The sequence below is a fragment of the Deinococcus hopiensis KR-140 genome (assembly GCF_900176165.1).
Classification (GTDB): Bacteria; Deinococcota; Deinococci; order Deinococcales; family Deinococcaceae; genus Deinococcus; species Deinococcus hopiensis.
The window spans coordinates 242,815-263,793 of record NZ_FWWU01000007.1 but is presented as its reverse complement, the minus strand read 5'-3'; the positions used below and the strand labels follow the sequence as shown (position 1 = coordinate 263,793).

At 60.0% G+C, this 20,979-nt stretch carries 22 protein-coding genes and 1 pseudogene; 13 read left to right on the top strand and 10 right to left on the bottom strand.

Annotated elements, in window-relative coordinates; translation table 11 throughout:
• Positions 1-115: 115 nt before the first annotated feature.
• Positions 116-739 (bottom strand): hypothetical protein, encoded by a 624-nt coding sequence (locus B9A95_RS33525; protein WP_084046867.1) that lies wholly within the window; start codon positions 737-739, stop codon positions 116-118.
• Between the two features lie 182 nt (positions 740-921).
• Between B9A95_RS33525 and B9A95_RS09825 the strand changes: the two genes are divergently transcribed.
• Both B9A95_RS09825 and B9A95_RS09820 read left to right on the top strand, forming a co-directional pair.
• A complete protein-coding gene (locus B9A95_RS09825) occupies positions 922-1,476 on the top strand; it encodes an RNA polymerase sigma factor (protein ID WP_084046864.1) in 555 nt (184 codons plus the stop codon).
• Complete coding sequence (locus B9A95_RS09820) at positions 1,473-2,168, top strand: anti-sigma factor (protein ID WP_084046862.1); 696 nt, start codon at positions 1,473-1,475, stop codon at positions 2,166-2,168. Before B9A95_RS09825 ends, B9A95_RS09820 begins: the two co-directional genes overlap by 4 nt.
• A gap of 187 nt (positions 2,169-2,355) precedes the next feature.
• Here B9A95_RS09820 and B9A95_RS09815 read toward each other — a convergent pair whose 3' ends face one another.
• The 3 genes from B9A95_RS09815 to B9A95_RS35275 form a co-directional block, all read right to left on the bottom strand.
• A complete protein-coding gene (locus B9A95_RS09815) occupies positions 2,356-2,802 on the bottom strand; it encodes a CHRD domain-containing protein (RefSeq protein ID WP_084046859.1) in 447 nt (148 codons plus the stop codon).
• Between the two features lie 34 nt (positions 2,803-2,836).
• Complete coding sequence (locus B9A95_RS09810; RefSeq protein WP_084046856.1) at positions 2,837-3,574, bottom strand: cupredoxin domain-containing protein; 738 nt, start codon at positions 3,572-3,574, stop codon at positions 2,837-2,839.
• Between the two features lie 150 nt (positions 3,575-3,724).
• The gene (locus B9A95_RS35275; protein ID WP_170928533.1) at positions 3,725-3,961 is read right to left on the bottom strand and encodes a hypothetical protein; all 237 of its coding nucleotides are present in this window, start codon (positions 3,959-3,961) and stop codon (positions 3,725-3,727) included.
• On the opposite strand from B9A95_RS35275, the gene B9A95_RS09805 reads away from it, so the two are divergent.
• A complete protein-coding gene (locus B9A95_RS09805) occupies positions 3,867-4,160 on the top strand; it encodes an aldo/keto reductase (protein ID WP_139806641.1) in 294 nt (97 codons plus the stop codon). The genes B9A95_RS35275 and B9A95_RS09805 overlap by 95 nt on opposite strands.
• A gap of 343 nt (positions 4,161-4,503) precedes the next feature.
• Here B9A95_RS09805 and B9A95_RS33515 read toward each other — a convergent pair whose 3' ends face one another.
• Positions 4,504-4,665 carry a hypothetical protein gene (locus tag B9A95_RS33515; RefSeq protein ID WP_170928552.1) on the bottom strand — a complete coding sequence of 54 codons (162 nt, stop codon included), beginning with the start codon at positions 4,663-4,665 and terminating at the stop codon, positions 4,504-4,506.
• Positions 4,666-5,288: 623 nt separating this feature from the next.
• Between B9A95_RS33515 and B9A95_RS09800 the strand changes: the two genes are divergently transcribed.
• The 3 genes and pseudogenes from B9A95_RS09800 to B9A95_RS37030 form a co-directional block, all read left to right on the top strand.
• Positions 5,289-8,372 (top strand): ATP-binding protein, encoded by a 3,084-nt coding sequence (locus B9A95_RS09800; RefSeq protein WP_170928551.1) that lies wholly within the window; start codon positions 5,289-5,291, stop codon positions 8,370-8,372.
• Positions 8,369-8,782, top strand: coding sequence for a response regulator (locus tag B9A95_RS09795; protein WP_084046852.1), 414 nt, complete (start codon positions 8,369-8,371; stop codon positions 8,780-8,782). Before B9A95_RS09800 ends, B9A95_RS09795 begins: the two co-directional genes overlap by 4 nt.
• Positions 8,783-9,453: 671 nt before the next feature.
• A pseudogene (locus B9A95_RS37030) lies at positions 9,454-9,534 on the top strand (hypothetical protein); the annotation flags it as partial.
• Between the two features lie 35 nt (positions 9,535-9,569).
• On the opposite strand, the gene B9A95_RS34540 reads toward B9A95_RS37030, so the two are convergent.
• Positions 9,570-9,767: a hypothetical protein gene (locus B9A95_RS34540; protein ID WP_139806639.1), complete on the bottom strand. Its 198-nt coding sequence runs from the start codon at positions 9,765-9,767 to the stop codon at positions 9,570-9,572.
• A gap of 26 nt (positions 9,768-9,793) precedes the next feature.
• On the opposite strand from B9A95_RS34540, the gene B9A95_RS09785 reads away from it, so the two are divergent.
• The 5 genes from B9A95_RS09785 (at position 9,794) to B9A95_RS09775 (ending at position 13,088) form a co-directional block, all read left to right on the top strand.
• Complete coding sequence (locus B9A95_RS09785; RefSeq protein WP_170928550.1) at positions 9,794-11,065, top strand: serine hydrolase; 1,272 nt, start codon at positions 9,794-9,796, stop codon at positions 11,063-11,065.
• A gap of 231 nt (positions 11,066-11,296) precedes the next feature.
• Entirely contained in the window at positions 11,297-11,605 is a 309-nt protein-coding gene (locus B9A95_RS31985; RefSeq protein ID WP_139806638.1) for a hypothetical protein, read from the top strand.
• Entirely contained in the window at positions 11,602-11,862 is a 261-nt protein-coding gene (locus tag B9A95_RS31980) for a hypothetical protein (protein WP_139806637.1), read from the top strand. The genes B9A95_RS31985 and B9A95_RS31980 overlap by 4 nt, the downstream gene beginning before the upstream one ends.
• A 487-nt stretch (positions 11,863-12,349) precedes the next feature.
• Positions 12,350-12,571, top strand: coding sequence for a DUF805 domain-containing protein (locus tag B9A95_RS31975; protein WP_139806636.1), 222 nt, complete (start codon positions 12,350-12,352; stop codon positions 12,569-12,571).
• 79 nt (positions 12,572-12,650) lie between these two features.
• The gene (locus tag B9A95_RS09775) at positions 12,651-13,088 is read left to right on the top strand and encodes a hypothetical protein (protein ID WP_425429930.1); all 438 of its coding nucleotides are present in this window, start codon (positions 12,651-12,653) and stop codon (positions 13,086-13,088) included.
• 447 nt (positions 13,089-13,535) lie between these two features.
• Here B9A95_RS09775 and B9A95_RS09770 read toward each other — a convergent pair whose 3' ends face one another.
• The gene (locus tag B9A95_RS09770) at positions 13,536-14,480 is read right to left on the bottom strand and encodes an IS110 family RNA-guided transposase (protein ID WP_084046840.1); all 945 of its coding nucleotides are present in this window, start codon (positions 14,478-14,480) and stop codon (positions 13,536-13,538) included.
• A 923-nt stretch (positions 14,481-15,403) separates the two neighbouring features.
• Here B9A95_RS09770 and B9A95_RS09765 point away from each other — a divergent pair.
• Complete coding sequence (locus B9A95_RS09765; protein ID WP_084046839.1) at positions 15,404-15,781, top strand: methyltransferase domain-containing protein; 378 nt, start codon at positions 15,404-15,406, stop codon at positions 15,779-15,781.
• Positions 15,782-16,245: 464 nt separating this feature from the next.
• Here B9A95_RS09765 and B9A95_RS09760 read toward each other — a convergent pair whose 3' ends face one another.
• The 3 genes from B9A95_RS09760 to B9A95_RS09750 are packed head-to-tail and all read right to left on the bottom strand — an operon-like array spanning position 16,246 to position 19,559.
• On the bottom strand, positions 16,246-17,841 hold the full coding sequence (locus B9A95_RS09760; RefSeq protein WP_084046836.1) for a flavin-containing monooxygenase: 1,596 nt from the start codon (positions 17,839-17,841) through the stop codon (positions 16,246-16,248).
• A 36-nt stretch (positions 17,842-17,877) separates the two neighbouring features.
• The gene (locus tag B9A95_RS09755) at positions 17,878-18,726 is read right to left on the bottom strand and encodes an SDR family NAD(P)-dependent oxidoreductase (protein ID WP_084046834.1); all 849 of its coding nucleotides are present in this window, start codon (positions 18,724-18,726) and stop codon (positions 17,878-17,880) included.
• Positions 18,723-19,559 carry an alpha/beta fold hydrolase gene (locus tag B9A95_RS09750; protein ID WP_084046831.1) on the bottom strand — a complete coding sequence of 279 codons (837 nt, stop codon included), beginning with the start codon at positions 19,557-19,559 and terminating at the stop codon, positions 18,723-18,725. The genes B9A95_RS09755 and B9A95_RS09750 overlap by 4 nt, the downstream gene beginning before the upstream one ends.
• Before the next feature lie 175 nt (positions 19,560-19,734).
• On the opposite strand from B9A95_RS09750, the gene B9A95_RS09745 reads away from it, so the two are divergent.
• A complete protein-coding gene (locus tag B9A95_RS09745; RefSeq protein ID WP_084047148.1) occupies positions 19,735-20,733 on the top strand; it encodes a transposase family protein in 999 nt (332 codons plus the stop codon).
• Positions 20,734-20,979: the final 246 nt, after the last annotated feature.

Below are 20,979 nucleotides of genomic sequence, written 5' to 3'. Positions count from 1 at the left end.
CCGGTGCTGCTTGCGGGCAAAGCAGCGCAGGATGTCAGAATACAGACGTCTGGAACGCGGTTCTTTGGGTTCACACCCCACTATGGGGCCAAAAGCCCGTTCCAGACGACCTTTTCTAAAAGTGCAAGATGTCAGAAGAGAGAGGAAGCGCACCAGGACACGCGCTTGATTCCGGCCAGAACCCCTCCAAGCAAGGTTCACCCACGACAGGAGAGATGGCAACCGAGACGAAGAAGAGAAACGTGCCGTCGCCCCAGACTCTCCCCTCTTGCAGGAACAGATACCGGTCGCCGATCACCCAATACCGCATCTGACCGCCGTCTACCCATACGACGGCCCCCTGGTCGTACTCTGGTGTCCAGGGAATGCCATCAATGACTTCATCTTCCCGGGCTTCTCTCTGTTCTTCATCGTCGTCGGTGGTCACGACCGACTCCCAGTGGACCGGGGTATGGCCCAGAGGTGCACCATACCGGGACTGCAGTTGAGCCAGGGCGGTCTCAAAGTACGCTTCATTCTCGAGCTGCATGGCGATTTCCTGATCCTGGGTCAAGTCAGGGTCGTGGTCGTAATCCCCAGAGTCCTGATTCAGCTGAATGACTTTGCGCTTTGGGCCCGAGCGGAAAAAATTGGAAACGTTGTCAAAATTCGTCTGCTGAAGCGTTGCGCCCACTTCTGGTAGGAAGGGAGAGCCCAATTCGGAATCCACTTGGTCCAGAGCTTCTCTGAGGTATTCCATAGATTCGGCCAGTCTACAGAGGCCCTTGCCAGGAGTTTCCTTCGGACTGGCGCGGCGTGCACCTGTATGGCATCCAAATGCAGGCCGCCGCGCATACGGGAGGTATGCCTGCCCCACCTCGCCTGGTCCCCACCTTTGGTGGCCACCGGCTGAGAGAGACAGAGGCATGGCACACTGCGCGTATGTCCGGCCCACCGGTCCCCACCGAGGAGACGCACCACCTCATCGTTCAACTTCAACTGGGCCATGACGGTGCCCTGAAGGCGTTGTACGACCAGTTTTCCGGCGTGACCTTCCGCGTGTGCGTACGGATGCTCACTTCGACTGAAGATGCCGAGGAGGTCCTTCAAGACACCTTCTTGCGCCTGGAAGCGCAGGCCAGCAAGTACGACCCCATGCGCGGCACGGTCCAAACCTTCGTGTTGACCATCGCCCATCATCTGTGCCTGGAGCGGCTCCGTACACGCCGCTCCAGACCCCAGGGTCAACCCGGAGCTTTTGACGACGCCGCCTTCGACCTGCTGGCCCGCCCCTCTTCCCGGGATCCATTGGACCAGGCCCTGGTGGAGGACGCGCTGCGTTCGCTTCCGGACACGGACCGGAAGCTGCTGGAAGACATGTTCTTCGGTGGATATACCCATGCTGAGCTGACCGCCCGAACCGGTCTTCCCCTGGGCACGGTGAAGAGCCGCTTGCGACGGGCGCTCCTCAAACTTCGCGAAAGGACCCTTCCATGACCGCCCCTCACCCGTACAGCCTGTTGCCTGGGTACGTGCTGGAAGACCTTGGGGCGCAGGCGCTCGAGGAAGTCGAACTTCACCTTCTCGGGTGCGCCTCATGCCGAATGGAGGTGGCCCGGCTCCGGGACGCCATGTACTCTCTGGCGGATGACCTGCCCTACCTGGCGCCGCCGAGCGGAACTTGGAGCCGCATCCAGGCGCGGCGTCAGACGGGCCCAGCCCACCTCGAACTTCCACCGCTGGTGCCCAAATCGAAGGATTCACGGCTTAAAGGCAGGTGGTGGGCCGCGGCGGTGGCGGTGACGCTGCTTGTGGGCACGGTGACGCCACGCGTTCTCCCGGCGGTGTCACGGCAGGTACAGGTTCAGCGGTGGGAAGCACAAGGGGCAACGCGGCTTTCCCTCAGATCGCAGGACGGGCAGGTCTTCGGTGCCTTGCTCGTCCACCCGGAAGGACGCGCCCTCGTGGTCCTCACGCAGCCCCCTCCCCAGGGACAGGCATATCAGGCGTGGGGCCGCCTTGCAGATGGCCCACGGGCGAATGTCCCCGTCAGCCTGGGTCTCACCGAAGGGACCGTGCTGCAGGTCGACTGGCGCGGGTACGCATTGGTCGGCATCAGTCTGGAACCGCACGGAGGAAGTTCCGCTCCAACACGGCCACTGGGACGTGTGAAGGTCCCAGGGGTTTAAATGTTGAGGCGAGGTCCAGGCGACTGTGCCTCTCCCGATGGTGAAGTTGGAATGCAGTGCCCCTGCCATACCGCTGCGTGTGAGTAGGGGTTTGTCGCGGCGCGAGTTTCCCTCGCGTGCGTTCACAACCTTCAAGCGAAAGGGTGGAACGCCCCTGACAGGGGCGCTCCACCCTTTCGCGGTGGGCTCAGCCCTTGGTCATCTTCACCGGGGCACAAATGGGCACCACACTGGGATCGCTGGCGTAGTGGACGTTGATGTAGGCGCCCATATCGCCCATGATCTTGGTCATATCGCCTTTGACGGTCACGCTGGCGTTGCCATTGGCATCTGCCGAGAAATTGGGGAATCCGAGCGTCACCGGTCCGCTCGAGGCGCAGGGATCCGTGCTCGATGCTGGACCAAAGGCGTGGTAGTGGGCGATATACGCTTTTCCAGGCGTGAGGCCTGAGAGGCTGAGTGTGGTGCTGACCATACTCCCGTCCATGGTGGCCACGGCACGGCCCATGGCCGCTGGATCGGCAGCGTTGGGGTTGTGCTTGAAATTGTAGGTGGTGCCCTGACCCATCATCATGCTGCAGGAGCCCAGCAGGGTGGCCGTGAACAGTCCCAGAACACTCTTTTGTACGATCATACGTTCCTCCTCAGGGTGAAGCGTGGACACCGCCTTAGCGGTTGGTCACCGTTATCATCGCGCTCATTCCATCGTGGTACGAGCAGTAGTAGGTGTAGGTGCCGGGGGTCTTGAAGGTGTAGCTGAACGTGTCGCCTGGCCGGAGGTCTTGGGATTGGAGCTCCGCAACCTGAAGTGAAAAAATGTTATGTGTGACCTGGCCAGTGTGACTCCAGCTCACAGTCGTTCCGACAGGAACCGTTAAATTCCGGGGTTCAAACGTGTTGTCACCGATCGTCACGGTTCGCTGTGTCGCTGGGCCGATGACGGGTTTTGAAGTGGTGGGCGTGGTGATACCCTTCGCCACCGCGGCGCAGAGGGGGACGTCACTCAGGTCAGAAGCCAGGTGGACGTTGACGTAGGCTCCTGCATTGCCCTGAATGCCTGTTGGACCGGCGCGTAGTGTGACCCGGGCGTTTCCCTGTGCGTCAGCGGTGAAGGCGGGGAAACCGAGAGCAATGGGCCCCTCGGAAATGCAGGAGTCGCTGCCCGCTGGACCGAGGGCGTGGTAGTGGGCAACGTACGCACGGTTGGGGACGAGGCCGCTGAGGGTCAGTATGGATTCCGACTGCAGAGTGGACCCACTCCTGACGCTTAGAACTCCAGTGGCAACGCTGTTCGCACTGACCATCCTTTGAAATGGATAGGTTTGAATTGGGCTGGTTTCGGCAGAGGCTGCGGTCAGGAGTCCAGCGGTCCAGAAGAGTGCGAGGAATGTCGGTGGAACAACCATGGTGATCCTCCGGTGGAAGGCGAGGCGTGAGTGGTCCTTTCATTTACCTGTATGCGCGCCTTGCTTGCCTGGATGCAGGCCAGCGGCTCAACAGGCTTTATAAAAACTTAATAATTCGAGTGGAGGCCTGGCGCGGCGTTTCGCTGCACCTTAGGTGTCATGTTCGGCCTCCACCACGAAGCCGCGCAACGTAGTCAACTTGCTCAGTGAGATCAGCTTCAAGACCAGGAGGTTTGCCAGACGCACCAGCGTGAGCCTGGCAGGACGGGCATGCAGGTGTTGGAGACCGGTTATGGTGCCCGGGCCAGCACTGGCAATGCCTGGGGGACCGGCGTCGCTCCACGTGGTGGAACGGGCGCCCGAACTGGGTGTGAACTTTATCGACACCGCCGATGTGTACGGCAATGGGCACAGCGAGGCATTGGCTGCCCAGGCCCTGCAAGGCAGGCGCGACCGGATGATCGTGGCAACCAAAGGCAGGTTGATGGGGTTATCAGGTCCGCTAGGAGCCGGAAGACCTCATGCGCCGCAGGCGGCGCCTACAACGGCTCGACTCAACCCGTCGTCTGTCAGTGTGCGTCACTGAACATCCTCTGGATGCGGCAGTCACTCCCCCACCACCTGAAACGCCGTTCTTCCATACATCCCGCCTTGGAAGCCCGGCGCTGTGGGGACCACCGCACGTCCCTGAGCGTGAAGGGCAACAACGCCTTCCGCTTGGCTTCCGAGACCTGCGAGAGTAAGGCCACCGCGGCCTGAGCGAGAACCGAGGCCGCGCCTGACTGATGGCCGTGCTGATTTATTCGTACGGTCAGCCCGGCGCTGTTCAAGCTTGAGCCATATACCCGACCACAGGGCATAGATGTGAAGAGTGGAGTCAGACTCTGGCCTGAAAACAGGACGCCAGCCCTTCCGCTCCTACCCTTCTTTCAACTCTCTAGCCCCTGGAGGTCGAAGTGCTCAACCTGACGCTCCGGTGGGTACCTGGCACCCTGAACCGTGTCCAGGTCAATCACTCCACCGCCGCCCATGAAGTTCTCCTGAGCTTGATCGCCCGCGAACTCGGCCGTCCAGCCATAGACGCTCTGCATCTCAAGGGCCTATACCGTACGTCCGTCTCACCAAGCAGTTCCCCGCTGCCCGTTGAAGTCAACGCAGCCGCCTGATCCGTGCTGCAGAGCAGTCGACGTCCCCTTCCTTTGGCACGGCCGTGTGGTCCGCATCCCGGTACCCTGAAGGTTGGGGATGCGCAAGATCATGCGTGCGGACGCATTCTTCGTGAACGTCAACCTCCATGACGACCTCAGTTTGAGGGGCAAAGCGGGCGCCGTGGCGTATCACGGTCCCCGGAGCGTTGTCACGACCGACACGTACGAAAGGCACGGGGAGCGCAGCACCTTGCGTCTCTGGGGCGTTTACCCGCAATGGGCTGCTGGGTCTCTCAGGCGCTCAGTCGCTTGCGCTTGTGGATGCCCCGCTCTTCAGAGCGGGGAGAATTCCCGTATCGACTCCTCTGTGCCCACCCTGAAGAATGATCGAGATCATGTTGGCGAGTGGAAGGATGTGCCAAAGATTTTGAAGGGGACAAAGGTGTCCCGGTCAGCCAGGAGGTGCAGGGAAAGCGGGCCTGTCTCCCCCATTGCCTTGTCTCAACGCCAACACAATGGGGGACAGTCCAATCTGCTCACCCAGCGCTATACGCTGCGTCAACACGATGACCGGATCCGCGCCTGCCCCTTTCCCCCTCGCTTACACAGACTTCGACGACTTCCCTGACCCCTTTGTCCTCCTCGATGAAAACTGGTCGGTCATCTTCGCCAATCAGGCGGCGGCTCAACTGCGAGGACTCGGCAGCGCTGACCTGCTTGGCCGTCGTTTTCAAAACTTGTTTGCGATCGCTCCAGGCAGTGACCTCGATGTCGTCACTCGGCGCGTCATGCAAACCCGTACGGGTGAAACCTTTGAAACCTATTACCCCACACTGGGGGTATGGGCACAAGGCCGCATCTTTACGTTTCGCAAGGGCATAGGCGTGCTGTATCAAGACGTGACCAACAAGAAGCGGGCCGAGTTGCGCCAACAGGCGCTGTACCAGATCACCACGGAACTGAGCAGGGCACTCGCCACTGAAGATGTCATTGAGATTATTCTTCGCCGCGCCGTTCCTGCCACGAATGCCACCAGCAGTGCGGCGGGCGTTCTCAGCCGCGATGGGCAGACAGTGCAGCTGCTCGGAGCCCAAAACTACAGTGCTGAGCTCGAAGCTCGGCTGGCTCGCTTCCCTGTCACCCTGGACATTCCAGGTGCTTACGTGAGCTCAACGGGCGAGGCGGTGTTCGGCACAGCGCAGGAACTGGAGTCCCGTTTCAGCGCCTTTCGTGAAATTCGACCGGAAGGTCTGGCGAGCATGGCTGTCTTGCCCCTTCAGACCTCTGGAAGAACATTTGGTTTCCTCGCCCTGGTGTTTGAGGAAGCGGAACGCACCTTCGACGACGGGGAGCGGCAGTTCTTGATGGCGCTCGCAGGGCAGTGCGCGCAGGCGGTCGACCGGGTTATCCAGTTCACGAGTGCCCACGAGGAACTGCGCGCCCGGCAAGCGAGTGAAGCGGCACTCGCTACAGAACGTGCCCGACTCGCTGCAGTTTTGGAGTCTCTTCCGGTCGGCGTCGTTATTGGGGAAGTTCCCAGCGCCCGCATCGTCATGGGCAACGCCAAGATTGAGGAGATTTTTGGTCATCAGGTCATCTACGCGCAGAACCTCGACGAGTACCGGGCGTGGACTGGCTACCACCTTGACGGCCGTCAGATTGAGCCGCACGAGTGGCCCCTCGTACGCGTTGCGACCAGCGGGGAGACGACGAAAAACGAGCAGATGTACTACGTCCGCCCTGACGGAGCGCGGCGAGTGATCGACGTGACCTCTGCGCCCATCAAAGCCGAGGATGGTTCCGTTATTGCTGGCGTTGTCGTCATTGACGATGTGACCGAACGGAGAGCGACCGAGCAGGCTGTACGTGACCTGAACGTCTACCTGGAGACGCAAGTGCAGGCGAGAACGGAAGAACTTGTCGCACGTACCCGCTCGCTTGAAGCGTTTGTGGATTTTACAGAAGCAGCTGGTACGGCCAGCGACGTCCACTCCCTGTTTCGCCACGCGCTCGGCGTATTCCGCAGCTTCTTCAACGGGTGTAGCGCCGCGTACTACGAGCGTGACGGTTACCTCTGGCGGGCGCAGGCCTGGACGGAAGATATAGCGCCGGAGGTCATAGCGAGCATCACGGGGGGGATTGCGGAGGACGCGCCAGCCTTCTCGCGAGCAGCCATAACGAAAGAACCTGTCTTCGTGGATGGTTGGGACCCTACGGTTGAACAGGTGGCGGCCACTGACGAATACGGCACCGTTGCGCTGTACCCTCTACTCGTGCAGGGTGAAGTGCACGCCATACTCGCTGTGGGACTCAAAAACGCACTGCAGTGGAGCGAACGGGACCAGGCCGTGGTGCGCGCCGCTGGACGCAGTCTGAACCTGTCGGTCGAGCGCGCCGATATCACCGTGCGGCTGGAAGCGCAACGCGTAGCGCTCGAAAACCGTACCCGAGTACTGGAAGCGTTTGGAGAGCTTACCCGTGATCTTGGGACCTTTGACGACCCAATGGCGCTTATTCGGCGTGCGCAGGAGATAGTGCTGGGTCTACTCCCCGAGGGCTTCGCGCCGTACTACGAGCGTGAAGGCAACCTGTGGCGGTTGCGCTCTCAGGTCGGAGACCGGCGAAATCCGACCATGCAACAGATTGTCGATAAGGGCCTGCCCTACGAATCGCAGTCCATGCGCATTCCATTCGAGACGGGTGAGGCGTACTACCAAGACGTGTACGACTACACCGAGGACCACTTCCAGATTGACTGGGCACAGATCGGAGCGGTAGCGAGCCTCCCGGTGAACGTTGGGGGGCACGTGCAAGGTGTGTTCTGCGTGGCGCTGTTTGGGCAACGGGGCTGGACAGACGCGGACCGGGCCTTGTTGGAGACTGTGTCAAGGAGCCTGGGCGTGGCATTGGAAGCGGCCCGCAGTACAGCTGCACTCAAACAGCGGTCACTCGAGTTGGAAAGGAGCAACGCCGAGTTAGAACGTTTCGCGTATGTGGCGAGCCACGACCTTCAGGAACCTCTCCGAACAGTCACGAGTTACGCTGATCTGCTGGGAATGAGATATTCAGGACAACTCGACGGCCGCGCAGAGAAGTACTTGCAGTACATTACTCAAGGATCAGGGCGAATGCGCAGCCTTATTCACGACCTGCTGGCCTACTCGCGCCTGTCCAGCCCAGCCGCCGAGCGGGCGCAGGCAGACGCCAAAGATGCGTTTTTACGGGCCACGGCCAACCTGGAGACCACCATCCGTGAGGCGGGCGCCGTGGTCACGGCGGGTGAAATGCCGGTCGTGCAGGTGGATGAGGGGCGGTTAACGCAGGTCTTTCAAAACCTCATTGGGAACGCTATTAAATTCAGGCGCGAAGGTGTCCCACCCGCTGTGCACGTCCACGTCAGGCGTGAAGGGGCGTATTGGCACTTTACCGTCGTGGACAATGGTCTCGGTATTGAGCCAGAGTACGCCTCTCGAATCTTCCAGGTCTTCCAACGCCTTCATACCCGGGAAGCGTACGAAGGCAATGGAATCGGACTCGCCATCTGCCAGAAGATCGTGGAGCAGGCGGGGGGACAATTGTGGGTGGAATCAGTTCCTGGTGAGGGCAGCACGTTCCACTTCACCCTGTCTGCCGGAGGAAGCGCAGCATGACACTTCCGGATTTGGTACTGGTGGTAGACGACAACGCAGCAGACCTAGACCTTGCGGTGGAAGCATTCGCCGAGGTAACGCCACACCTTGAGGTCATCGGAGTCACCATGGGATCAGAGGCGTTATCATTCCTGCAAGGACCGGACGCCTCACGCGTTGGGTTGGTTTTGCTGGATCTCAACCTTCCCCGGATGCACGGATTTGAGGTGTTGCGCGCGCTTCGCGCTTTGCCAACGCTCGGTGGGTTGCCAGTGGTAATGTTGACGACGTCCGAGGCGGGAGAGGATTTGCAGCGCAGCGAAGTGCTCGGAGCGAGCGCCTACGCGCATAAGCCTGTGGAGTACCGCGGGTACCTCAGACTTGTGCAGGACTTGGTGACCTCCTGGCTACCGAGGGAGTCTGGGCGTTAAGACCCTACCCGGAATCTGGTTTAGAGCATGTGTCAAAGTGCGGTCTTTTTTTTGACCAGCCCCGGCGAGCGAACTGGAATGGGCATGGGGGAGAATGGGGCGCCTTGAGGGGTGCCCTTCCACGCGCGGCGCCATTCGGACAACTGCTCCAAGTGGTGCGCTGGGAGCAAGTTCGCGCCAGAGGATGAGGCAAGCGCTCCGCTCGACAACCCAAGAGGCCAGGTGAGCCTTGTGGACGAGTTGTGCCTTCTTATTGCAGTCGGAAACCAGCCTTGGGTAGATCTTATACGGAATTAAAGTGATTCCTGCGTATGGCTAGATGTCTGATGAGGATACAGATCACGTCTAGGAGGCCTTAAATAGACATGACTCTCATACCCATGTGAGTGAGAATCATTATTCTGAGTCATAAGGATTCGAGTCAATAACGGATTGACCCAAGTGGAGCGAGCAGGAAAACGGTGACGGAGAGGCGCGAAATCACCAAAGCGAAGCGGAGGGGACGGAATGGATTATCTCCACACCGTATCAGGTGGGCCCATCACCAGCCGAAGGGTTCTTGCCGTGGCTATTCAGCAGCCAGTGAATATCCGAGTGGAGTGGGATAAGGTGAGGCCATCTCGAACGTAACCTGCCTCAATTGTGAACGCCTCCAAGCGCGTATCCGGGAGTTGAAAGCGCAGCTCGCGCGAACCAGCAAGGCGCCCAATCAGCCCCCGATTCGGGGCCACGGCTGGCAGAAGAAGCTCAAGAGCGAACGCCAGAAAGGCGTTCGCTCTTCTGGTGGTCAGGTCGGACACCCAGGAACCACCTTGAAGATGAGCGTCTCCCCCGGTTTCTCGCTGATCGCCACGGCAAGGTCAGCGGCGTCCTGCAAGGCGCGGTTCACACCCTGACCCAGCCCTGGCCTCACATAAGCCGCGTCGCCCCCAAGGTCTGCCGCATCTTCATACGTCGCTCGCTCCACCATCAGGGAACATGTCAAACCACATTCTCCCTTACAGGACTTCCGTGTTGAAAGTTACCCTCGCCTTCCTGACACCCACGCCCGTCCCCGACTTGGCAGCCACCCACACGGTCCACACTGCCGACACCCTATACCACCTTGCCCAGACCTCCCACACGACGGCCGCTGAACTGCAACGCTTGAACAACCTCACGCAGCCCGGCCTGCACATCGGCCAGACCCTGGTCCTTCCACGGCGACCACGAAGTCCCTCCCTTCGACGACCCCATTCCCCACAACGGCGAAGACGGCCTCTTCTTCGCCGCCTACCCGGTGTGGCGATCCCGTCCAGGCCGCCAACCTTCCATCTCCGTCCCTTCGTGACGGGAGACGTGTCGTTCTACATTGCCGTCTATGACCCGAAGACCCTGATAGCCCAGCGGGCCTATGCCACTGGCGGGGCCAACACTCTCTATCCACTCGCAAGCACCTTTAAGACCCCTGTTGTTCGGGCTGCGCTGCGCGACGTTGATGCGGAGCGGCTCTCGCTCAACACGCCGCCAACCACCACGACAGCCAACCGCTCCCTTGAGTCCTACAGCAGCGGCACTCACCCCCTGTCCTACCTGCTGGACCGCATGATCAGCAAAAGCGAGAACACAGCGGCCGACATCGTCTTCCGGACCGTGGGCCCGGAACGCGTGGCGCAGCAAGTGCATGCCCTGAGTCCCTGCACCAGTATCCTGATCACCACCAAAGCGTGGCGGTCCATCCAGGGGGGCATGCTGCCCGCGCAGAACCGCAGCACCCTCCTCAACGCCGCACAGGTATACCAGGCCCTGCCTTGGGAGCAGCGGGTAGCGTTTGCGAGCAAGCTCAATGCCGCCAGCCTGCGGGTGCAGGCTCCACAGCTCTCCCACCAACTCGACGCCTATTTCGCTGGACCGAATTACGATCCACGCCTGGACGTCGCCGTACAGAACAGCAGCACGGCCCACGCCTACGCTGATCTCCTCGCCCAACTCCTGAGCCGTCCTGGCCGGACGCCAGGAAGAGCTGCCCAACTCCGCAATTTCTACGCGCCAGGCTGCTGCCACCCGGGCACGGACCGCGTGACCGAGAAGCCTGCCGTTCCCGTCACGTACTGGGGCTCTAAAGGTGGGATCGGCTGGGGGAACCTCAACCTTACCGGCTTCATCCAACTGGTTGACGGACGCATCCTGACCTACACCTATTTCAACCACGGCAGTCAAGTGAAAGACGCGCTCGCCATTCGCCCGCGGATTTTCAAGCTGGTTCCCTGGATCAACAGCCTGCCGCCCAGCTTGACGAGGTAACCTCAGGCCGTTTTTGCCGAGGCGTCACCTCATCGGTACGCTGCACAGCCTGTCCGGCCACGTGTTGATCTGAGCGCCCGCGGGCTTCGGCACCTCAATCCTTCTCCGCGAGTTTGACGCCACAGCCGCCAAGGTGACCCCCGTCACTGCCCATCCAGACATAAGGTCACCGACCTGTTGCCCCATCCTTCTCACCTGTTGATGGATGAAGTCTGGCGGCTCCTGGCAGACGTGACCGAAGACCTGCTGCTTCAAGGGGAGGACGCGGGCATTCGCCTGATCCTCGACCCGTGTCATGTCCGCCGTGCTCCCGTGCAACGCCTCTTGCGGCACAATCACACCTCAATCCTTCATGCCGAACACCCGGCGTTCAGTGAGGCTGAACCCGTCCATCACTTTCGTTCCAGCGGGCGTGACATTTTTCAGCGCACCCAGGATTGGCCCGTACCCGTCGGCCACGCGCTCGATCTCAATACAATCTGGACGCGCACTTCGAAGATCTTCTGGGCTTCTTCCTCTTCGGTTGCCTGTCAGCCATGACTGCTGCCGATGCGGTGCGGCTTCCTACCCGCCGTGTGGTTCACCTGGACCGCGCATGTGGTGCCGAACGAGGTGGAACGTGCCGGCAGCTTGCAGGTGGCAGCGATTCTGGGTGGCATGACCCTGAGGGCGGTGTAACCCTGGACCACATTGGCATCCCAGGATTGTTGACAGGCAGTGGCCTGGCCCTGCTGCTGGGTACCCTGGTCATCGTGTGCGGCTGGAAGGAGCGCACCCGCACAGCCGTATTCGGTTAAAGCGTTCCCGTTGAGTCCTTCCAACTCCTTCCCGAGCAGGTCTAGTTGCATACGTTCGAACAGGCAGGCGATTCATCCTCAATTTCTAAGCCCCAAGGCGGTCCGCAGACGCCTTTTGCGGGTACGCGCAACCTTGGCGCCCCTTGTCCGTCACTCCAGCTTGAAATCCCGCATCTTTTGCGAACTGAAGATACATTTTTGGTAGACCATCGGAGCGTGTAGAACTGCCATATCCCTCACACAGGGAAGGGGAGAACCCTGAGGCAGGATTACTGGACCTTCCTGGGGATAAATCTCCTGATCGTCCTGCTGTTGCAAGTCTTGTTCTCGTGTTCATGACCCCTTGTCTGCGAGGGGAGGTGCCCGTTCCTACAGGAGTCCTGGGTCTGGGTTTGCGCCTGCTGCTCTACACCTGATCATCGTGCTAGCCACTGCCGTGCAGGTTCGGGGATTGCATGACACGGGACGCAGTGGCTGGTGATACGCCATGATCCTCGTTCCTTTTGTCGGTGGTGTGTTGCTGTTCGTGTTCCTGGCGATGGACATCCTCGCTGGTACGAACAAATGGGGAGCGAATCCGAAAGGAATCCAGCTGCCTCAAACGCAGGCTTGGTACGCCGCCTCCCAGACGGGAAAGCAAGGAGAAGAGGATGCCCCGAACGGAGGGCACCCCATGTCGGTTTTGAGACGTCCCCAGAATCAAGGCTAGAGAGGCCTTAAGCTTGAAGACATTTCATAGGGTCATGTAGTACGCTTACTCCGTGCCATTTTCTAGACTCAGTGAGCAAGTGCAGAAGCTATCGACCCCCCAACAGAGTGATGCCTTCGTCAAGCGGTTCCGCGATGCGGTCCGTGAAGGGGAGTTCGATGCGATTGACCTTCCGGAGCGGTTCACGCTTCCGAAGAAGTTCAAGCGTCGTGGAAGCGAGGAGACGTACGAGAAGGACATGAAGGACATGGTCTTCGAGACGTCCGCCAAGTTTGACAAGTGGTTCGAGGGCGTGGACCAGGAGCTGGCCGCAGCGCCGCAACGTGGTCGCGGGAAGCCGAAGCTCACGGTAGAGAATCTTGAGGAAGGCGTGATCGACTTCAAGGCCCTCGCGGAAGAGACTCGCCGGAAGTTACAGAACAGCTACGAGAAGGGCCAGAATCTGGGCAACTCCCGCAAGAGCAAGGCCGCACCTGCAAAACCTGCTGCAAAGCCCAGACGCACCACCAAGAAGTAAGTTGCGAACAGGAAATCCCCGCGAGTGACGCGGGGATTTTTATCCATCTGCTCAACCTGCGTGCTAACCATTCAGAATAAGTAAGGCGATAGTGCCCAGGAGTGACTTGCGACGCACTTGACTGCTCACAATCGGGGAAATTCGTGACTGCTCAGCACAAGCTGGACTGGTGCGTTGAGCAGTAACCTTTTGCCCTCGTGATGCCCATAACCCAGACGGCACAATAAAGACCGGATGGGTTCTCAAGACCTGTTGCGCAGTAGCAGATCAAGTTTACGAAAACGCCGTCTGAGTCAACCAAAACCAACCCAGATTGGCTTTGGGTCAAAAAGAGGGGCTTTTTCCCTACGCAGACGACGTTTCTGGAGCCTCGCCTCCTTACTGCGCAACAGCAACCGTGTGGGAAGTCAAGGGGTGCCGTGGCGCCCCATGTCTGACCCGGCGTTGTCACACCGTGCCATCCACGAGACGCCACGGCACTTGAGAACGAACAATGGCATTCAGGATGACCAGCAACTTACGCATACACGCGACGAGCGCCACTTTTTTAGGTTTTCCCTGTGCAACCAGACGCTGAAAAACATCCCGAAGTACCGGGTTGACACGAATTCCGGTGACCGCCGCCATGTACAGTTTGGTCCTCACCTCCGCGCGTCCTCCCCAGATGCTGCGTCGCCCTCGGGATTTCCCGCTGTCTCGGTTGAACGGTGCCAATCCAACCAGGGCGCTCAGTTGTTTGCCAGAGACTTGGCCGAGCTCAGGCAACTGGGCAAGCAACGTCAACGTGACGACCTGACCCACACCGGGAACGCTCATCAGAAGGTCCCGCTGAGCACGCCACTGCAGATCGGTCTCCATCAGTGCCTTCAGTTCCTGATCCAGCTCACTCTGGCGTTTCTCCAGAGAGGTGATGTGTGCGTGCAGATCTGCACGCACCGCTTCCGCCCGTACGGAGTGAAGGCGGTTTCGTTCCATGACCAGCATGTCGACGACTTGTCGTCGACGGTCGACCAGGTCTCCCAGTGCACGAACCCGCTCCTCAGGTACCTTCCGAGCTGGAGGCCGGACCATCTCCGCAAACAAGGCCAAGAGCATGGCATCCAATTGATCTGTTTTGGCCAGTCGACCTGTTGCTTTGGCGAAGTCGCGAACTTGACGCGCATTGGCCACGACGACCCGAACACCTTGTTGGACCAACGCCAGGACCAGATCCCGCTCCAACCCACCCGTCGCTTCCAGCACAACCAAAGTCGGTTCGAGTGCTTTCAGGCGATCCGCAAGTCGTGCGACACCTGGAATCGAGTTCTCCTCAGCAAAAATTTCTCCAGTGGGACGAATCGCAACATCAAGGCGAGCTTTGCAAACATCGATACCGACGAAGATGCTCTCCACTTGAGTTCCCTCCCTCGGGGCATCCCAGCGCCGCCCTTCCTTGCCTATGCGAGCTCATCCTCACGCAACCGTTCGGGCGCTGAACTGGGGAGAAGCAAGACGGCGAGCTTTGCTGTTGCACGGCCTCGTGGCCGGGGTCTTCATCGGTCTACCGTCCTGCGCCCCGCCACGAACATACAAGGTCTTCAGTCTACCTCTACGGGCTTGAACCTAGGCGAAAGGTTGTTCGGGTCTCCGGTCCTCCCGTCACCCAGCTGCTCCACCTTCATCCTGGGAGGGTCCGCTACACACAACCATTCACGCTAAGGGTGCGCTTTCTCTCGACAGTTACTATGACGAGAACGCTGCGTATCACCTTGCCTTCGGGTTCTCACTGAGCGAGAACTTCGACGGTGCTCAGTCTGGATGAGACTGCTGCCCTCTGCGGAAACGGTAGTCTGACGCACGTGGACTTCATAATTGGCAGCACCAGCGTAGACGTGGGTGGGATCACTTGGGATCACTGCTGATGGCGCCCGCGAGCCGCTTCTCCGCAGCGGAGAGTGGGCTTTTTAAGAATGGTAGGACACCGACTGTGCCTGCTCAGCACAGCAACAGCTTTCGCGCCAAGTAGTCACGGAAATTGCATTCATCTTTTACGGCATGGCCGGTAGCTATTCAGTACAAAAGCCACCTTGTAGTAAATAGGTCCGAATTGAGAGTGGAATAGTTTTATAGATGATGCATATCTGCTCAAATTCCCTGGTGGAGTAGCTGTTCTAGTCTATAGAAGCTCAATTCAGAGAACCATCAAACTATTTCAACAGATACAAACTGACCTCGCACAGTTCGCTCACCTACGGGATATGTCATCACCACGACGTGATATTCAGTAACGAGGAGGGGGTGATCCGTGAAAAGATCTCTTCCGATACGCTATATACGTGACCGTGGGCCACCAAGATGCTCTGCTCTCCGATCTTTCTGGGCAACACTGGCCGTATCGTCCCCTGCCGAACGCTCTCGATCTGCCAATCAACAGCGCCATCCCCGATATCGGTGTTGGTGCAGGCCAGCTCCTGATGTACTTACACGAGCGTGGCCATCAGGGCATACGAGTGGGGCTTAATCCTGTCCCTGGCCCTGCCGTGCTCTGCGGTCAAGCTGAGGCACTTGCCTTTCCAGATGCGTCCTTCGAAGTGGTTCTTTTCGTCCGCAGCTTATTTCACGTTACTGATTCAGCCCAGGCCCTCCATGAAGGGATACGAGTTCTCCAGGTGGAAAGCTGGTGGTCGCAGTACAGGGCAGAGCGCACCTGGTGATGTTCTGGTTCCTCTTTGGCCCTTCTCGGAAGGGAATGACCTCATGACCCAGAGCGTTTTGCAACAAGGGGGCCTTGAAACAGCACGTCAGGACATTGATTTGGCTGTAAGCTTGTCTCCTGAAACCATCCGTGTCATCGCCCAGACGTATGCTCTACCTGAGCTCACCTGACCGCCTCCATCTGGCCGTGTTCGTCATTGTTAAGTGAGGACGGGGTGGTACAACAGCACTCTTCCACCCGTGTGCTGGGTCCACCAGTTCAGCCGCACCACCGATCCGATCAGTCTGGGCCAACTGGAGAACTTCGCGTGTACGCGCTTTCCATGTGTTTATGGCGTCATTCACGCCGTCCATCAGAACCATTTCAACACCTATCTTAGCGGCGGCTTCTATAAATGGGTGGCGCCAGAACAGGCCCACCAACGAGTGGGCCGATTGATAGCAGGCACGTCCTTGGCGACGATCAGGGCGAGCCAGGAGTGTGGCTTCGAGTGAATCTGAGCGTCCCGTCGTTTAGGGGGGAGAGTTGAATGGTGTAGCGGTCGAGCAGGTAGTTCTGGTACACCTGCCACGGTCTCCTGGACCCCTGCTTGGGCAGAGCAGCCGCGCCACGGGCCACATACCCTGAACTAAAGTCCAGCAGCGGCCGCTCTTCAACCGATGGATCTGCTCTGGGGGCCACGACCTCGTACCCCCGCTCGTCCATGTAAATCAGGAGGCGGGAGACATAATCTGCTGTGAGCTCCGCTTTGAGTGTCCAAGACGAGTTTGTGTAACCGAATGCGTACGCAAAATTCGGCACACCGGCCAACATCATCCCCTTATAGACCATGGTCCGGGAGACGTCCAGCGGCCGACCATCGAGCGTAAACCCAATGTCGCCCAGCACGTTCAGCTTCAGTCCAGTGGCCGTCACGATGATGTCTGCCAGCAATTCCTGACCGCTGGACAGCCGAATGCCAGTTGGGGTGAAGGTTTTGATTGTGTCGGTCACGACCGACGCCTTGCCGGTGCGGAGCGCCTCGAACAGATCACCGTCGGGCACGGCGCACACCCGCTGGTCCCAGGGTTGGTAGCTGGGCGTGAAATGACGTGGGTCAAACCCGTCCCCGATGCGATCTGCAGCGGCCTGAAGCAGCCTCTGTTTGAACAACTCGGGTTTCTTCCGGGCAACCTGGTAGTACAGAATGCTGGTCAACACGTTCCTCCAGCGGGTCAGGCTGTGGGCAGCCCGAGCGGGCAGCCAACGGCGCAGCTTGTGGGCGGTTTCATCCAGCAGGGGCCGCACGGCCACGTAGGACGGCGAACGTTGCAACATCGTCACGTGCGCGGCCCGGTCCGTCAGGGCGGGGATGAGCGTGACGGCGGTCGCGCCGCTGCCAATCACCACAACGCGCTTGCCGGCGTAGTCAAGGTCTTCCGGCCAGAACTGCGGGTGAACAATCCGCCCCCGGAAGGACTCCTCGTTCGGGAAAGCCGGGCGGTGGCCTTCATCGTAGCTGTAATACCCACTGCACAGGAACAGGAATCTTGCCTTACGGGTGAACGCGTCGGTCTGGCCCTGCCCGCCCTGCGCCTCGGCCGTGACGGTCCACAGCCCCTCTCCTGAGGACCAGACGGCAGTCTTGACCTTGTGTCCGAAACGGATGCGCTCCGTGAGGCCCACCTCGTCAGCCGCCTCCTGAATGTACTGGCGGATGTCGGCGCCGTCTGCAATGGATTTTCGGCCGAGCCAGGGCTTGAAGCTGTATCCCAGCGTGAACACGTCAGAGTCTGAGCGCACACCCGGGTACCGGAACAGGTCCCACGTACCGCCAATGGCGTGACGGGCTTCCAGAATCTCAAAGCGTTTCCCGGGACTCTTTGCGAGCAGGTGCCGCGCCGCACCTATGCCGGAGAGGCCCGCGCCAATGATCAGCACGTCCAGTGGTTGCGGGTCAGTGGAGGGGATCAGGGCACGCTGACCTCCGGACCGCGGGGCCGCCGCTCGCCTTGAAATAAGCCACAGTCCCCCCAGGGCGAGCGCTCCTGCGGTGAGCAGCCACCTGCGTTTGGGCATCTCAACTCCTCCTTGCCCCATGGGCGCGGGCACGCGTCATTGCTTCACCTTGTACCGACCAGGCAGCAGGCGATTGATGACTGACCAGTATGTCGCTGGTAGGGTACGAACAAGAACGTCAATGGCTTTCGCGTCGCTCCCCACCAACACGCGTGGGGAGCGACGTTCCACGCCGAGCAGGATGAGCCGGGCTGCTTCGGCGGGATCCAAGCGGAGCAGCCGGTTCAAGCTCTCCCGCTGGGCAGCGGCCTCCAGGGCGGTTAACCGAACACCGCTGCCCACGCGGGCACTGTTGGCAATATTGGTCCGGACACCCCCGGGGTGGACGACCGTCACCCCGATCCCGTGGGGTGCCAGTTCATGCCGCAGCACTTCCGTAAATCCCCGCACCGCGAATTTGCTTGCCGCGTAGGCGCTCTGACGGGGCGGCGCCGCAATCCCATACAGGCTCGACACGTTCACAATGTGCGGACTGAGCTCCGCCCTCAGGGTGGGCAAGAACGCCTTGCACATCGCCACGACTGCCCGGAAGTTGATGCTCTGCACCCATTCAAACTCCTCCAGGCTGATTTCGTCGAAGGTGCCGCCGAGAGCCACACCTGCATTGTTGATCACCAGGGTGATGCGGCGGTGCTGGCGTAGGACGTCCTCAGTAAGTTCAGGGATTGCGTCCGTACGGCCGAGGTCAAATGCGTGGGTGGTGACCTGCAGGTCAAGACGCTGCCGGCGCAATTCGCCGGCAACCCGTTCCAGACCTTCACGGTTCTGGTCAATCAGCGCGAGGTGGCTCCCACGCCGGGCGAGTTCGGTGGCGAGGGCCAGTCCAATGCCACTGGCGGCGCCGGTCAGGATGGCCACGCCACCAGGAAAGACGTATGGGTTCATGCGTTCTCTCCCATGAAATTGAGTACCACCGCGTTGAATTCCTCAGCGCGTTCAATTTGCGGCAGATGGCCGGTCTGCGGGAAGAGGCGAGTCCGTGCGTGCGGATACACCGTGCTGGCGTGACCGAGGTGTGTGGCCGGCAGGATCTGATCCTGTGCTCCCCAAACAATCAGCGTAGGCAGCTTCATTTGCGCGAGTTGCTGCGTGAGGGTGGCTCGCCACCCAGCGTGCACGCCCCGCCACCCGCCCAGGTACCGCGCCACGCTGAGGTAGGACCGGGCGCGGTCCGGCTGCCCAGCCAGGAACTGGGCGTGCGCCCCGCGTTCCGGGGTGGCGAATTTCGGGTCGTGGAAGAGACTTTCGACCACGCGAGCACTGTTGCGGGGGTTGGGGGTCATCATGCGTTCACCCAGTTTGGGGATCGACAGGAGGCGCAGGGCCACCGTGACTTCCTGACCGAAGCCAGCACTGCTCACCAGAACGAGGGTGCGGACCTGCTCGGGATACATGGCGGCGAACTGCTGCGCCACGGCCCCACCCAGGGAGTTGCCGATCAAGGTGACGGGCCGGGTTTCGCCCACTGCTGCGAGGTAATGCTTCACGAAGCGGGCCAACCCAGGCAGCGTATACGGCACGTCCGGCTTGTCGGTGAGGCCGAAGCCAATCAGGTCGGGCACATACACACGGTGATGCGCCGCGAGGGCAGGGACAGTTTCACTCCAGTCTTCCAGACTGCGTCCGATGCCGTGCAGCAACACGGCCGGGTCGCCGTTGCCCTGAGTCACGTGCCGGGTCCGGACCTGGCCCACGTTGAGGAACTCCGGTTGGTTCATGGGACCTCCTGTTTGCCAGGGTGTCAGTATGCGAGTAAAAGCTTCTCTTCTCAACTCACGTCTCCAGGAAGTGAGACGGCGTGCCTGCGAAGAAAAAATTGAGAAATCAGAGAAAGAACTCGCATTTCTCAAGACTCGTTGCGCAGTAGAGGGGTAAGGGGGAGAATGGAGGGTGTTGCGCGTCGAGCGACTGAGGCAGCGGCCCCGTTCCTTTGAGTCTTTCTGTGGGTTGAGCCCAAGTGAATTTCAGGAGTTGGCGACCCAGCTTGAACCCCTGTGGGAGAGAGCCCATCGCCGCTCCCTCCTGCGGGAGGGACGGCAACGCCGGATTGGAGCAGGGCGACAGTTCAAGCTCGATGTGCCGCATCGACTCCTGATGACGCTGGTCTATCTGCGTCATTACCTTCCGATGCATCTGTTGGGCGTCCTGTTCGAGATGGATACAGCGAACGTCTGTCGCAACATCCATGCCCTACTTCCGCTCCTGGAGCAGGCTCTGCCTGCTCCTCTGCGGGCACGAACGCTCAACATCCAGAAAAAGGCAGCTGAAGGTGCGAAACCAGTCCGTCGGCTCCGTACCCTGGAGGACGTTCTGGAAGCCTTCCCTGATCTTGCTGACCTGATCGTCGATGGGACAGAACAACCCCGAGGACAGCCGAAAGGAAAGAAGGGTGATGGAGCAGGGAAAAAGGCAGTGGGACGCCCGAAAGACAAGAAGAAGTTCTACAGCGCGAAGAAGGGCACCCACACCCTGAAGACCCAGCTCACGGTCACACCCGAAGGTCAGATCGTCCATCTGAGCGCCACGGCTCCCGGTCGCCTCCACGACATAAAGCTCCTCAGGCAATCAAGATTGCTGCCTCGACTGCCCCGAGGCAGCCGTCTATGGGGCGACCGAGGCTATACCGGACTGGAAAAGCTTTGTCCGCAGCACGAAGTCATCGTGCCCAGGAAGCGACCCAAAGGGGGCTGTCTTTCCTTGGAGGACCGGGAATTGAACCGGCAGATTTCCAAGGTCAGAATTGCGGTGGAGAACGCGCTGTGTCGGGTGAAGAAGTTCCGAGTCTGCCGCGAGTTCTACCGCAATGATCCCCAGCGGCATGGCTTGTTCTGGGGATGCGTCACCGGTCTGGTCAATCTTCGCCTCGCCTCACGAGCACCACAACTTACCTGACGACGCCAGAAGGGGGCAGGCGAAGGGTAGACCCTTCGCCTGCCCCTTTCCCTCTTAACTACGCAATCGATCTTCAATAGAAGGCAACCCCAACAGGAACGCAGCCGGCGGGCGGCCGAACGCCTGGTGAGCGCCGCCACGCAGGTGTTTATAGAAGACGGTTTCGACACAGCCATCACAAACCGTATTGCCCACGTGGCTGGCGTCTCTGAGAGCGGCTCTATCAGTTGTTCCCCAACAACTCTA